General features: G+C 71.8%; 13 protein-coding genes. 10 read left to right on the forward strand and 3 right to left on the reverse strand.

Annotated features, from left to right (window positions below; all coding sequences use genetic code 11):
* The first annotated feature begins 62 nt into the window (after positions 1–62).
* From ACWGJB_RS30720 to ACWGJB_RS30755, 8 genes are all read left to right on the forward strand, one after another.
* Positions 63–905: a hypothetical protein gene (locus ACWGJB_RS30720; protein ID WP_453383307.1), complete on the forward strand. Its 843-nt coding sequence runs from the start codon at positions 63–65 to the stop codon at positions 903–905.
* Between the two features lie 23 nt (positions 906–928).
* Positions 929–1,537 (forward strand): TetR/AcrR family transcriptional regulator, encoded by a 609-nt coding sequence (locus tag ACWGJB_RS30725; protein WP_453383308.1) that lies wholly within the window; start codon positions 929–931, stop codon positions 1,535–1,537.
* Positions 1,538–1,578: 41 nt separating this feature from the next.
* On the forward strand, positions 1,579–3,612 hold the full coding sequence (locus ACWGJB_RS30730) for a HelD family protein (protein WP_453383309.1): 2,034 nt from the start codon (positions 1,579–1,581) through the stop codon (positions 3,610–3,612).
* Positions 3,613–3,627: 15 nt separating this feature from the next.
* Positions 3,628–4,104 carry an HAD domain-containing protein gene (locus ACWGJB_RS30735; protein WP_453383310.1) on the forward strand — a complete coding sequence of 159 codons (477 nt, stop codon included), beginning with the start codon at positions 3,628–3,630 and terminating at the stop codon, positions 4,102–4,104.
* A gap of 97 nt (positions 4,105–4,201) precedes the next feature.
* Positions 4,202–4,573, forward strand: a complete 372-nt coding sequence (locus tag ACWGJB_RS30740) for a VOC family protein (protein ID WP_453383311.1) — start codon at positions 4,202–4,204, stop codon at positions 4,571–4,573.
* Between the two features lie 81 nt (positions 4,574–4,654).
* On the forward strand, positions 4,655–5,173 hold the full coding sequence (locus ACWGJB_RS30745; protein ID WP_453383312.1) for a helix-turn-helix domain-containing protein: 519 nt from the start codon (positions 4,655–4,657) through the stop codon (positions 5,171–5,173).
* 77 nt (positions 5,174–5,250) lie between these two features.
* Entirely contained in the window at positions 5,251–5,895 is a 645-nt protein-coding gene (locus ACWGJB_RS30750; RefSeq protein ID WP_453383313.1) for a hypothetical protein, read from the forward strand.
* A 132-nt stretch (positions 5,896–6,027) separates the two neighbouring features.
* Positions 6,028–6,360, forward strand: a complete 333-nt coding sequence (locus ACWGJB_RS30755; RefSeq protein ID WP_450762174.1) for a DUF2516 family protein — start codon at positions 6,028–6,030, stop codon at positions 6,358–6,360.
* Positions 6,361–6,514: 154 nt separating this feature from the next.
* On the opposite strand, the gene ACWGJB_RS30760 is transcribed toward ACWGJB_RS30755, so the two are convergent.
* The 3 genes from ACWGJB_RS30760 to ACWGJB_RS30770 form a co-directional block, all read right to left on the reverse strand.
* Complete coding sequence (locus ACWGJB_RS30760; protein ID WP_453383314.1) at positions 6,515–7,828, reverse strand: PP2C family protein-serine/threonine phosphatase; 1,314 nt, start codon at positions 7,826–7,828, stop codon at positions 6,515–6,517.
* A gap of 289 nt (positions 7,829–8,117) precedes the next feature.
* Positions 8,118–9,227 carry a C40 family peptidase gene (locus ACWGJB_RS30765; protein ID WP_453383315.1) on the reverse strand — a complete coding sequence of 370 codons (1,110 nt, stop codon included), beginning with the start codon at positions 9,225–9,227 and terminating at the stop codon, positions 8,118–8,120.
* A 186-nt stretch (positions 9,228–9,413) separates the two neighbouring features.
* A complete protein-coding gene (locus tag ACWGJB_RS30770; RefSeq protein WP_453383316.1) occupies positions 9,414–10,208 on the reverse strand; it encodes a class I SAM-dependent methyltransferase in 795 nt (264 codons plus the stop codon).
* A 290-nt stretch (positions 10,209–10,498) separates the two neighbouring features.
* Here ACWGJB_RS30770 and mshA point away from each other — a divergent pair, with 290 nt between their 5' ends.
* Together mshA and ACWGJB_RS30780 are read left to right on the forward strand one after the other, a co-directional pair.
* Entirely contained in the window at positions 10,499–11,836 is a 1,338-nt protein-coding gene (gene mshA / locus ACWGJB_RS30775; protein ID WP_453383317.1) for a D-inositol-3-phosphate glycosyltransferase, read from the forward strand.
* Complete coding sequence (locus ACWGJB_RS30780; protein WP_450762184.1) at positions 11,829–12,329, forward strand: YbjN domain-containing protein; 501 nt, start codon at positions 11,829–11,831, stop codon at positions 12,327–12,329. Before mshA ends, ACWGJB_RS30780 begins: the two co-directional genes overlap by 8 nt.
* Positions 12,330–12,671 lie beyond the last annotated feature (342 nt).

Here is a 12,671-nt window from a genome sequence, read left to right on the forward strand (position 1 = left end):
GGCGTTGCGCGGAGGGGGCGTGCATGTCCGGGCGGAGCGGTGGTCGGGCGGGCGATGACGGCGTGTCGCGGCTGAGGCGTTTTCAGGAACGCGTCGAGCCGGTGGTGACCCGGGTACTCCTGCTCGGCATTTTCGTCACCGGCCTCACGGCCCAGTTCGTGAAGCCGGTGGGTGACGCCCTGGAGGGCAAGGCCTATCTCGGCGGCGCGCTGTTGAGTCTGGTCGGATACATCCTCTACGACCAGGTGAAGGAGCTGAACTCGTCGGTCCGTGCCCCGGCCCGGACACTGGTGAACTCCAGCCGGCTGGGAGACCTCGTCAGTGAGGCCTTCGAGGCCCGAAGAGTCGAGATCAGCTTTCTCGGCTACACCGGCGAGACGCTCTACAGCGCCCTGTACCACCGTCTTGAGGACCTGTCCTCCCACCCCGGCCCCACCCGCAGGGTGGTGATCCGCATGCTGGTTCCGGACTTCGGGCAGCCGATGACGGTTCCCTCGAAGGTGGGGGAGCGGGACAAGCCCGTGGACGACCCCGAGTTCCGCGAGCGCATGGAGCAGCGGTGCCGTGAGTACGACGGCATACTCGCCCAGCTCGCGGAGCAGCTCACGAACGCCGGCCGGGTCCGTGTCGACTGCGAGTACCGCCTCTACCCCGGTATCCCGCGCGACAAGATCTGCATCTTCAACCGGCAGCAGGTACTGCACGGCCTGTACGACCTCTCCGCGCGGATGCGGCTGCGCCAGATGGGCGACGAGTACTACGACCCCAAGGGTTACAACACCGACCTGAGCATGTGGACCCGGGAAGGCGTGGCCGAGACGGAAGTGGCGACCTGGACCAAACACTTCGACGATCTGTGGCTCCTCGCCAAGCGCCCGCACTGGCGACAGGGGACGTCGGCCTGAGTGCCGCTGCGTAGGCTCGCCCCATGGGTGAGATGGGCCTGCGTGAGCGCAAGAAGCGGCGGATGTACGAGGACGTGTCGGACATCGCCGTACGGCTGTTCCTGGCGAAGGGGTTCGACGCGGTGCCGGTCGCCGAGGTGGCGGCCGCGGCCGGTATCTCCAAGCCGACCCTGTTCCGGTACTTCCCGGTCAAGGAGGACCTGGTCCTGCACCGGATCGCCGACCACGAGACGGAGGCCGCGCGGCTGGTCGCGGGGGCCGAGTCCCCGGTCGGCGTGCTGAGAGCCCACTTCCTGGACGGCCTCCGGCGCAACGACCCGATCACCGGGCTCAACGACCACCCCCAGGTCCTCGCCTTCCACACCCTCCTCAACAGCACCGCCACCCTCGTCGCCCGCCAGCACACCTATCTGGAACGGTCCGAGGCCGCGCTCGCCGAGGCCCTCGGCGGCACCCTGGACGCCCGGCTGGCCGCCGGCCAGATCATCGCCGTACAGCGGATCCTCGCGCAGGACAACTGGCGGCGGATCGTGGCCGGGGAGCGGGTCGAGGAGGTGCGGGAGGACGCGGTGCGGGCGGCGGAGCGGGCCTTCGGGCGGCTGGAACGGGCGCTGTCCGACCATCCCGGTTAAAAATTTAACCGGGTTACGTTTTCTCGCTTACGCTGTTCCCCATGCAGAGGGAACTCGCCCAGCAGGAACCCGCCCAGCGCGAACTCGACCGTGAACGCGCCTACCACGACACCTGCCGAGCCGCCCTCGCCCACATGGTCGAAGGCGCCGCCGAGCACGTCGTCACCGGCGAGGACGTCTCCGCCTCCGGCGCCGACGCCGAGGTCCTCGGGTACCGGCTGCGCAGCCGGGCCAAGGAGATGCGCGAGCTGCCCGAGGGCCCGCTGTTCTTCGGCAAGCTGGACTTCTCCTCCGGCGAGCACGCCGGGCAGAGCTACCGCATCGGCCGGCTGCGGATCAGCGCGGAGCCGACCGCCCCGCCCCTGGTCGTCGACTGGCGGGCACCCGTCTCCCGGGCCTTCTACCAGGCCGGCCCCGACGAACCGCAGGGCGTCGCGGTACGGCGCCGGTTCGGCTGGGCCCCGGGCAGCCACGGCGACTCCGCGGACCTCACCGGCTGGGAGGACGAGCGGCTGACCGCGGGCGAGTCCGGCCCCGGCACCCTCCTCGCCCGGGAGATCGAACGGCCCCGCGTCGGCCCCATGCGGGACATCGCCGCCACCATCCAGCCCGACCAGGACGACCTGGTACGCGCCGACCTCACCGCCTCCGTCTGCGTCCAGGGCGCCCCGGGCACCGGCAAGACCGCCGTCGGCCTGCACCGCGCCGCCTACCTCCTCTACACCCACCCCCAGCGCATCCGCCGCTCCGGCCTGCTGATCCTCGGCCCCAACCGCACCTTCCTCTCCTACATCTCCGAGGTGCTGCCGGCGCTGGGCGAGACCGGCGTACGCCAGACCACCCTCCACGAGGAGATCGCCCGCCATCCGGCCACCGGCACCGAATCCGCCCGCGCCGCCGCGCTCAAGCACGACCCCCGGATGGCCGAGGTCCTGCGCCGCGCCCTGTACGCCCACGTGTCCACCGAGGCCGTCCACCCCCTCTCCCTCTCCGACGGCACCTACACCTGGCGGGTGTCCGCCGCCGCGCTGACCGAGATCGTCGCGGCGGTACGGCGCGAGGAACCGCCGTACGCCGTCGGGCGGGAGCGGGTGCGGGGGCGGGCGATGCGGGCCGTACAGCTCCAGGCCGAACGGCGGGCCGGGCCGCAGCCGGCCACCTGGACCCGCCGCCTGGAACGGTCGCGGGCGATGAGCGCCTGCCTCGACACCGTCTGGCCGAAGGTGCGCCCGGAGGAGGTGCTGGCCGAACTCCTCACGGACGCCGAGGTGCTGGCGCGGGCGGCCGAGGGCCTCCTCGATCCCGACGAGCAGCAGGCGTTGCGCTGGCCCCGCCCCCCACGCTCGTACAAGTCCGCCCGCTGGTCACCCGCCGACCTGGTGCTCCTCGACGAGGTCGCCGGGCTCGTCGAACACCCCGAGGGCTACGGCCATATCGTCGTCGACGAGGCCCAGGACCTGTCGCCCATGGAGTGCCGGGCGATCGCCCGCCGCGCCGACTTCGGCTCCCTCACCGTCCTCGGCGACCTGGCCCAGGCCACCACGCCCTGGTCGGCGCGGAGCTGGGACGCGGTACTGCGCCACCTGGGCAAGCCGGACGCGACGGTCGTCCCGCTCACCACCGGGTTCCGCGTCCCGGCGGCGGTCGTGGACCTGACGAACCGGCTGCTCGAACGGCTGGACACGGACGTGCCCCCGGCCCGGTCCTACCGCGCGGACGGGGAGCTGACCATCCGTCCGACGCGGGACGTGCGGGCCGCCACGGTCACCGCGGTACGGGAGGCCCTGACCCGCGAGGGATCGGTGGGCGTCCTGGCGGCGGACGCGCAGGTCGCCGACGTACGCGCCGCGCTCACCGCCGCGGGCATCGAACCGGCGGAGGCGGACCAGCTCGGCGCCAGGGTGGCCGTGGTCCCGGCGAGCCTGGTCAAGGGCCTGGAGTACGACCACGTGGTGGCGGTGGAACCGGCGGCGGTGGCGGAGGGCGAGGAACGCGGGCTGCACCGGCTGTACGTGGTGCTGACCCGGGCGGTGACGAGGCTGGACGTGGTGCACGCGAGGCCGCTGCCGTTCTGAGGGATCCTGGCCCCGATGATTCTCTTCCTGGACATCGACGGCACCCTCATCCCCTTCGGCGCCCCGGCGGGGCACCTGTACCCGGCCTACGAGACCGCCCACGCCCCGTTGAACCCGCTGGTCACCCGCATCGACCCGGCACTGGGCCCGCGCCTGGCCGCACTCGGCTGCCAGCTCGTCTGGGCCACCACCTGGATGGACGACGCGAACACCTGCGTCGCCCCGTGGCTGGGCCTGCCCCCGCTGCCCGTGGTGGAGTGGCCGGACGAGGACGAGCCGCCCGCCCTGCTGCACTGGAAGACGCGGCCGCTGGTGGAGTGGGCGGGGGAGCGGCCGTTCATCTGGATCGACGACGAGATCACCGAGGCCGACCGCGCCTGGGTCGCCACCCACCATCACGGCCCGGCCCTGCTCCACCGCGTCACCCACGAGTTCGGTCTGACACCGGCGGACTTCGGCGCCCTGGAGTCCTGGCTGAAGACGCACAGTTGACGCCGCGCGGGTGACGGTCCAAGGATCCCGACCGTGTCCGATACCCCTGCCCCTAAGGTGTTCGGCGCGGAAGTCCACTGGCCGACCCGGAGGCGCCATGTCCCTGCAGATGAAGCTGGTCGCGATAACGCTCGACTGCCCTGATCCGCCGGCTCTGGCGGCGTTCTACCAGCAGGCCAGCGGCCTTGGACCGCACCCGAAGTCGGACGCCGACTTCGCGGGCCTCAACGGTGAGCACGGACTCTTCATCGGTTTTCAACGGGTCGACGACTACCGGGCGCCGCGCTGGCCGGAGCAGACCGTTCCCCAACAGCTGCACCTCTGCTTCGAGGTCGAGGATCTGGACGAGGCCGAGGCCCGGCTGCTGGAGCTGGGCGCGGGCAAGCCGGAACACCAGCCGCACGAGGCCGCCAAGGTGCGGGTTCTCACGGATCCGGCGGGACATCCCTTCTGCATCTCCCGAGGCTGACCGCATCGGGCGCGACACGCGGGGCACACTTTTGCAAGCGGGTGCTTGCAATTGTTAGCGAGGATGGGGCAGGGTGGGGGTATGGCATCGCTCAACGTCGGCAATCTCGGTGAGTATCTGCGCGAACAGCGGCGCAACGCGCAGCTGTCGCTCAGGCAGCTCGCCGACGCCGCCGGCGTGTCCAATCCGTACCTGAGCCAGATCGAGCGCGGGCTGCGCAAGCCGAGCGCGGAGGTGCTCCAGCAGGTCGCGAAAGCCCTGCGGATCTCCGCCGAGACGCTGTACGTCCGCGCCGGCATCCTCGACGCCCAGCGGGATCTGAACGAGGTGGAGACCCGCGCGGTCATCCTCGCCGACCCCACCCTCGACGAGCGGCAGAAGCAGGTGCTGCTCCAGATCTACGAGTCGTTCCGCAAGGAGAACGGCTTCGGGTCGGGCGAGGAGAACGCGAGTGCCGCCGGCAGCGAGGCCGGCGGTGTGCGAGGCGACGGCGTGCGGGGCGACGGCAGCGAAGCCGGCAGTGACATCGGCAGTGACGCCGACAGCGGTACCGGCAGTGATGCCGGCAGCGAGACCGATCCGGGGCGGACGGCCGGATGAGCCGGCCAAGCGCGCCGACCGCCACGCCACGGACCACAAAACCCTCAGCCGAACCTGAATCCGGGAGGACCATCACCATGGCCATCACCGACGATCTGCGCAAGACCCTCAGCGACCCGACTCCGTTCTACTTCGCCGCCGGCACCGCCGACCTCGCCCTCCAGCAGGCCAGGAAGGTCCCCGGCCTGGTCGAGCAGCTGCGTGCCGAGGCCCCGGCCCGCATCGAGGCCGTCCGCAAGGCCGACCCGAAGGCCGTGCAGGAGAAGGCCGCCACCCGCGCCAAGGAGGCCGGTGCCAAGGCCAAGGAGGCGCAGGCCAGCCTCCAGGCCAGGGTCAACGACTTCATCGTCTCCCTCGACGGCGACCTCAAGAAGCTCGGCGAGTCCGCCCAGGACTTCGCGCTGCGCCAGGTCGGCGTGGCCGCCGAGTACGCCGTCAAGGCCCGCGAGACCTACGAGAAGGTCGCCGAGCACGGCGAGCAGGCCGTGAAGACCTGGCGCGGCGAGGCCGCCGACGAGATCGAGGACCTGGCCATCGCCGTCGAGGGCAAGCCCGAGCCGGTCGAGGTCAAGGCCGACGAGAAGAAGGCGGAGCAGCCGAAGGCCGCCGAGGCCAAGCCGGTCGCGGTGAAGAAGGCCCCGACCGCCAACGCCAACGCCAAGAAGGCCCCGGCGCCCCGCAAGGCCACCCCGGCCAAGAAGACCACCCCGCCGGCCAAGTAACCGGCAGGGCGAAGGGACGCACGGGCCGGGCACTCCTCGGGTGTCCGGCCCGTTATCGGAACAGCGGGATCGGCCCAGCGGGTACGGTGGCCGCGTAGGAACAAGCCGAAACGGGTGGTGGACGTTGTGCTGATGCAGGGCTTCTCAAGTTTTCTGGGGCTGCTCTACCTCGCCATGCTGGTCCTCGCCGTGGTGGCGCTGGTCATGGCCGCGCTCTTCCGGAACGACGCGTACCGGGCCGCGGACAAGCAGAACAAGGGCTTCTGGCTGATCATCCTCGGCATCGCGGTCGCGGTGAACCTGCTGGTGCCCATGCTCTTCCTCCAGCTGGCGGGCCTGGTCGCCACGATCGTCTTCTTCGTCGACGTCCGCCCGGCCCTCAGGCAGGTCTCCGGCCGCGGCTTCGGCCGCCGAGGCGGCAGCAGCAGCGACGGCCCGTACGGCCCGTACAACGGCGGCCGGTGATTCCGCGGGGCGCGCCCGCTGAGGCGCGCCCACCGGACGCGCCTCAAAGGGGTCCGGGCCGGGGCTGTATCGACATGCGGCTCCGCCGCGTGGGGGCGGCCGGCCCGGAGCGACCGTCTGACCGCCTACGACCGCGCCCCCCGGCGAGCGCCGATCAGGCCTGCCGGTCCAGCAGCACCAGGGCGACGTCGTCCGTCAGCTCGCCGCCGTTCATCTCCCGCACCTCGTTCACCGCCGCCCGCAGCAAGGCCTCCCCGCTGAGCCCCTCGCCCAGCTGCCGGCGCACCATCTCGACCATCCCCTCCTGACCGAGCCGCTCCCCGCCCGAGCCGACGCGGCCCTCGATCAGCCCGTCGGTGTAGAGCATCAGGCTCCACTCGGCGCCCAGCTCCACCTGCATCCGCGGCCACCGAGCCCCCCGCAGCAGCCCCAGCGCCGGCCCGTTGTTGTCGTACGGCAGCAGCTCCGCCGGCCGCCCGGGGCGGGCGACCAGCGGGGCCGGGTGACCGGCCAGGCAGAGCCCGGCCCGGCGCCCGTCCGGCGCTATGTCGACGGTGCAGAGCGTCGCGAAGATCTCCTCGTCGGAGCGCTCGTGCTCCAGCACCTCCTGCAGCGTGCCCAGCAGCTCGTCGCCGCACAGTCCCGCCAGGGTCAGCGCACGCCAGGCGATCCGCAGCTCCACACCGAGTGCGGCCTCGTCCGGGCCGTGCCCGCAGACGTCACCGATCATCGCGTGCACGGTCCCGTCGGGTGTGCGCACGGTGTCGTAGAAGTCACCGCCGAGCAGCGCGCGCGAGCGGCCGGGGCGGTAGCGGGCGGCGAAGCGCAGCGAGGAGCCGTCCAGGAGCGGTGTGGGCAGCAGGCCCCGCTCCAGGCGGCGGTTCTCCTGCGCCCGCATCCGCCCCTCCGCGAGCTTGCGCTCGACCGTGAGGGACCGCTTGCGCTCGACGGCGTAGCGGATGGCGCGGCTCAGCAGCCGGCCGTCCAGCTCGTCCCGGAAGAGGTAGTCCTGCGCGCCGACGCGCACGGCCTCGTCGCCGCGCTCGGCGTCACCGGAGGCGGTGAGCGCGAGCACGGCGTGCCGGGGCGCGAGCTTGAGCACGTGCTTGAGCACGGCGAGCTCGTCGGCGTCGTCGTCGGCGCGGCCCGGCGCCGGCAGCGCCAGGTCGAGCAGGATGCAGTGGACGTCGTCGGTCAGCAGCCGCTCGGCCTCGGTGAGGTTGCGGGCGGTGCGGACACGGATCGAGTTGCCGGACGCGTCCCGCAACTCGGGCAGGATCGGCGAACCGGCCGGATCGTCCTCGATCAGCAGCAGGGTGAGAGTGGTGCCGCCGCTGTTCGTGGCGACGGCTTCCGTGCGGTTGGCCTCTTCCTTGAGGTGGCCGCCGCCCTGTGCGGGCATGGCGACCGGCGCCTGACCACTCTCCACGGCCGGGATCGCTCTCTGCCGCGGTACGGGTACGGGCATCGTGTTGGGTTCCTTCCCTCCCCCCGAGGGCATGGCGGGGCGAGGGACCTCGACCCACCCGACGGGGACCATAGCGGTACTGGCCGCCGCAACGGAATGGTGTGAGCCGCGTCGCTCCGTCTCAGTCCTTTGGCATATGCCGCGTGCCGTAACGCAGTTGGACAAGAAGGCAGTCCGGCGGGGATGACGAAGGTCACGTGGTGCCGGGGTTTCCAAGGGTGTTGGCGTGCACTGGGTCACGTGGTGCAGCTCACGAAAGGTACATCACGCCTAAAATGCCCGGCGGTGCTCAGGCGTCCGGCCGTACCACCCCCAGGATCGGCATCGTCCCGGCGCCGCCGATCGACACCGTCCGTCCCGGGCGCGGGGCTTGGATGATCGCGCCGTCACCGACGTACATCGCGACATGGCTGGCGTCGTCGAAGTAGATGATCAGGTCGCCGGGGCGCATGTCCTTGACGTCGACGTGCTTGAGCTGCTTCCACTGCTCCTGCGAGGTGCGCGGGATCGGCCGCCCGGCGCTCGCCCAGGCCTGCGAGGTCAGCCCGGAGCAGTCGTAGGAGTCCGGGCCCTCCGCGCCCCACACGTACGGCTTGCCGATCTGGGCGGTGGCGAACGCGACCGCCTTCCTGCCCGCCGCGGACGCCTTGCTGTGGATCTCGTCGAGTATCCCGGTGTCCAGCCAGGCGGTCTGCGCCTGGTAGGCGGCCTCCCGCTCCAGCTCGGCGAGCCGCTCCTTCTGCTTCTTCTCCAGCGTCGACTGGAGCTTCTCGGCGGCGGCGATCCGCTGCGTGATCTTCTTCTTCGCGGCGGCCTTCGCCTTGCGGCCCGCCTCCAGCCTGTTCCACTGGTCGGCCGCGTCCGCCGCGTACTGCTTCAAGTCCTGCTGGGTCCGGGTCAGTTCGCTGATCAGGCCCTTGGTGGCGCGCTCGCCCTGGAGTACCCTCCCGGCTCCGTCCAGGAACTGCGAGGGGTTGTCGCTCAGCAGCAGCTTGGCGCTGTCGGGCAGCCCGCCGGTGCGGTACTGGGCGGCCGCCGCCCGGCCCGCCCGCGCCTTCAACCCGTCGAGCTTCTGCTGCCCCTTGACGATCTTCTTGGCCAGGTCGACGATCTCGGCGGACTGCTTCTCGGCGGCCTCTTCGGCGGCGTTGTACGCGTCGGTGGCGACGGCCGCGTCATGGTAGAGACCGTCCAGTTTCTTCTGTACGGCCTCAAGGTCCTTGTCGGGCGGGAGAGTCACGGAGGCGCTGGGAGAACTGCCGGAGGACGGCGTGGGGCTCGGTGCCGCGAACGCCGTGCCCGGCGCCGCCAGTACGGTCACCGCGCAGACCACGGTCACGGCCGCTGCCAGGATCCCGCGACGCCCACCCGCCCGGACGTCGTGCTTGTCCGGTCCCATGACCCGACCCCCCAAAACTGATTAACCGTCAGTAACTTCCGACACGTGGAGGATCGTGCCATGTCACGCCGCAAACCGACAGAGGCAGTGGCGGGTGGGTTCCTCCCCGGTTCCCCCCCCCGAGCATGACGATCTCCACGCCTTTGTGACGAACGCCTCACCGAGATCGTTCCCGGCCCGCCGGCATCAGGCCGAGGGTGCCAATGCCGCCCACGCCACGGTCACTTCCCCCTGCCGCCAGCGCACCGCCGAGTCCGTCACCGGCCAGTCGGCGGCCAGATCCCGCACCGCCCGGATCCACCGCTGCCGGGCGCCGTACGACGCGTAGGGGGCGGCGGCCGCCCAGGCGCGGTCGAAGTCCCGCAGGAACGCGTGCACCGGCTCGCCCGGCACATTGCGGTGGATCAGCGCCTTCGGCAGCCGCTCGGCGAGGTCCGACGGCCGTTCCAGGGAGCCGAGCCGGGTCGCGAAGGTCACCGTCCGGGGTCCCTCCGGCCCGAGCGCGACCCACACGTGCCGCCGCCCGATCTCGTCACAGGTCCCCTCGACCAGCAGGCCGTCCGGCGCCAGCCGTGCACACAGCCGTGCCCAGACGGCGGCGACCTCGCGCTCGTCGTACTGCCGCAGCACGTTGGCCGCGCGCACGAGCAACGGCCGCCCGGGGACCGGGATCTCGAACCCGCCGTGCCGGAAGACCAGTCCGTCCCGCTCGTACGGCTTCGCGGCGGCGACCCGGTCGGGCTCGATCTCGATCCCGACGACCCGCGCGCGCGGGTCGACGGTACGCAGCCGCCCGAGCAACTCGACGGCGGTCCAGGGAGCGGCGCCGTACCCGAGGTCCACGGCCACGGGATCGACGGCGCGACGCAGCGCGGCCCCGTGCGTGGCGGCGATCCACCGGTCCATACGGCGCAGCCGGTTGGGATTCGTGGTCCCGCGCGTCACCGTCCCCACGGGGCGGGAAGCGGCGCGGGCTGTCATGTCTAAGAGGGTAAACAGTGAGCGCCCCGAAGTGAGGCGCCCCGACAGGGGGGCGGGGCTGTGTTCATCTGCGGCTGCCGCCGCGTGGGCGCGACAAGCCCCCGCCCACCCGCCCGCACCCACAACAGGACCGCCCCCACGCATCTCACCCTCGAACGGTTGAGCGATTCAAGGTAATACCCCGGTAAAAACCCCATGCTCCGGAATGGGAATCCACCCCTCCGCGTTGCATCCCGAGAGGGAACCCCACACCCTCCCACCGGCATGCCCGCAACAAGGAGGACCGCCACGTGAGCCAGTACGTCAGCAGGCTCGGGCGCCGCTCCCCGTCCGCTGCTGCTCGGCTTCTCCGCAGCCGCAGGCCCCGCCGCGTCGCCATGCTCTCCGTGCACACCTCACCGCTCCACCAGCCCGGCACCGGCGACGCCGGCGGCATGAACGTCTACATCGTCGAGCTCGCGCAGCGCCTCGCCGCGATCAACATCGACGTCGAGATCTTCACCCGGGCCACCTCCGGCGGGCTCCCGCCGACCGTCGAACTCGCCCCCGGCGTCCTCGTCCGGCACGTCGACGCCGGCCCCTACGAGGGCCTCGCCAAGGAGGACCTCCCGGCCCAGCTGTGCGCCTTCACGCACGGCGTGATGCAGGCCTGGGCCGGCCACCGCCCCGGCTACTACGACCTCGTCCACTCGCACTACTGGCTCTCCGGGCACGTCGGCTGGCTCGCCGCCCAGCGCTGGGGCGTCCCCCTGGTGCACGCGATGCACACCATGGCCAAGGTCAAGAACGCCTGCCTGGCCGACGGCGACACCCCCGAGCCCGCCGCCCGCGTGATCGGCGAGACCCAGATCGTGTCCGCGGCCGACTGCCTGATCGCCAACACCTCCGAAGAGGCCGACGAACTCGTACGGCACTACTGCGCCGACCCCGCCAAGGTCGCCGTCGTCCACCCCGGCGTGAACCTGGAACGCTTCCGCCCCGCCGACGGCCGCGCCGCCGCCCGCGCCCGCCTGGACCTCCCGCAGGACGCGCTGATCCCGCTCTTCGCGGGCCGCATCCAGCCCCTGAAGGCCCCCGACGTACTGCTCAGGGCGGTGGCCGTGCTCCTCGACGAGCGGCCCGAGCTGCGCTCCCGGATCGTCGTACCGATCGTCGGCGGCCCCAGCGGCAGCGGCCTCGCCAAGCCGGAAGGCCTGCAGAAGCTGGCCGCGCGGCTCGGCGTCGCGGACGTCGTCCGCTTCCGGCCGCCGGTCGGCCAGGAGCAGCTGGCGGACTGGTTCCGGGCGGCCTCCGTGCTGGTCATGCCGTCCTACAGCGAGTCCTTCGGCCTGGTGGCGATAGAGGCGCAGGCGGCCGGCACCCCCGTCCTCGCCGCCTCGGTCGGCGGGCTGCCGGTGGCCGTACGGGACGGCGAGACCGGCTTCCTGGTGCGCGGTCACGATCCCGCCGACTACGCGCGCATGCTGGGTCGTTTCGCCGACGATCCCTCCCTGGCGGACCGTCTCGGCAACGCCGCCGCCCGGCACGCCCAGTCGTTCGGCTGGGACACCGCGGCCGCCGCCACCGCCGACGTCTACATGGCCGCGACCCAGTCCCACCGCCGTCGCGTACGCTCGGCCCATGGGTGATGTGGACAAGGCCGCACAGGTCATCGAGGGGGTCCTGAAGGACGCCGAACTGGAGTGGGAGAGCCCCGGGCCCGGCAACTACGTGGTACAGCTCCCCGGTACCCGCAAGCTGAAGACGACCGTCTCCCTCCTGGCCGGCCGCCACTCCCTCTCCCTGAACGCCTTCGTCATCCGGCACCCCGACGAGAACGAGCCGGCCGTCCACCGCTGGCTCCTCGAGCGCAACCTCAAGCTGTACAGCGTGAGTTACGCCGTCGACCGCCTCGGCGACATCTACGTCACCGCCAGGCTCCCGCTCGCCTCCGTCACCCCCGACGAGATCGACCGCCTGCTCGGCCAGGTCCTGGAGGCGGCGGACGGCGCCTTCAACACCCTCCTGGAGCTGGGCTTCGCCGCCGCGATCCGCAAGGAGTACGCGTGGCGGGTGTCCCGGGGCGAGTCGACGCGGAATCTGGACGCGTTCACGCACCTGATCGAACGCCCCACTGACTGACTTCAGGTCCAGACCTGATTGACCCCTGCATGACTCTTTCGAGGTGACAGGGCGTCGTGGCATGCTCGCGGCCGACGCAGATATGAACATCGTTCACAACCATGAAACGCCGCCAGGAAAGCCGGCAGGAAAGCCGGCAGGAAAGTCGCCATGGGAAGGACGTACGGAATGAGCACCGCCGGAATGAACAGCGCGCACCACGGCATGACGAGACGGAGCCTCCTCGCCGGCGCCCCCCCGGGGGGCCCGGCCCCCCCGGGGGGGGGCCCCCCCGGGGCCGCGGGCCGCGACCCCCGCGGGCCGGCGCCCGCCCGCACCCGCGACCGGGGGCGCGGGCGGGTG

It is taken from the genome of Streptomyces sp. NPDC054813 (assembly GCF_053611365.1).

Bases quoted from the DNA above. Each gene is read 5' to 3' on its own strand.
- ACWGJB_RS30770 (WP_453383316.1), bottom strand. From the start codon at position 10,208: ATGACAGCCCGCGCCGCTTCCCGCCCCGTGGGGACGGTGACGCGCGGG.
- ACWGJB_RS30735 (WP_453383310.1), top strand. From the start codon at position 3,628: ATGATTCTCTTCCTGGACATCGACGGCACCCTCATCCCCTTCGGCGCC.
- ACWGJB_RS30755 (WP_450762174.1), top strand. From the start codon at position 6,028: ATGCAGGGCTTCTCAAGTTTTCTGGGGCTGCTCTACCTCGCCATGCTG.
- ACWGJB_RS30780 (WP_450762184.1), top strand. From the start codon at position 11,829: ATGGGTGATGTGGACAAGGCCGCACAGGTCATCGAGGGGGTCCTGAAG.
- ACWGJB_RS30730 (WP_453383309.1), top strand. From the start codon at position 1,579: ATGCAGAGGGAACTCGCCCAGCAGGAACCCGCCCAGCGCGAACTCGAC.
- ACWGJB_RS30765 (WP_453383315.1), bottom strand. From the start codon at position 9,227: ATGGGACCGGACAAGCACGACGTCCGGGCGGGTGGGCGTCGCGGGATC.
- ACWGJB_RS30745 (WP_453383312.1), top strand. From the start codon at position 4,655: ATGGCATCGCTCAACGTCGGCAATCTCGGTGAGTATCTGCGCGAACAG.
- ACWGJB_RS30750 (WP_453383313.1), top strand. From the start codon at position 5,251: ATGGCCATCACCGACGATCTGCGCAAGACCCTCAGCGACCCGACTCCG.
- ACWGJB_RS30725 (WP_453383308.1), top strand. From the start codon at position 929: ATGGGTGAGATGGGCCTGCGTGAGCGCAAGAAGCGGCGGATGTACGAG.
- ACWGJB_RS30740 (WP_453383311.1), top strand. From the start codon at position 4,202: ATGTCCCTGCAGATGAAGCTGGTCGCGATAACGCTCGACTGCCCTGAT.
- ACWGJB_RS30760 (WP_453383314.1), bottom strand. From the start codon at position 7,828: ATGCCCGTACCCGTACCGCGGCAGAGAGCGATCCCGGCCGTGGAGAGT.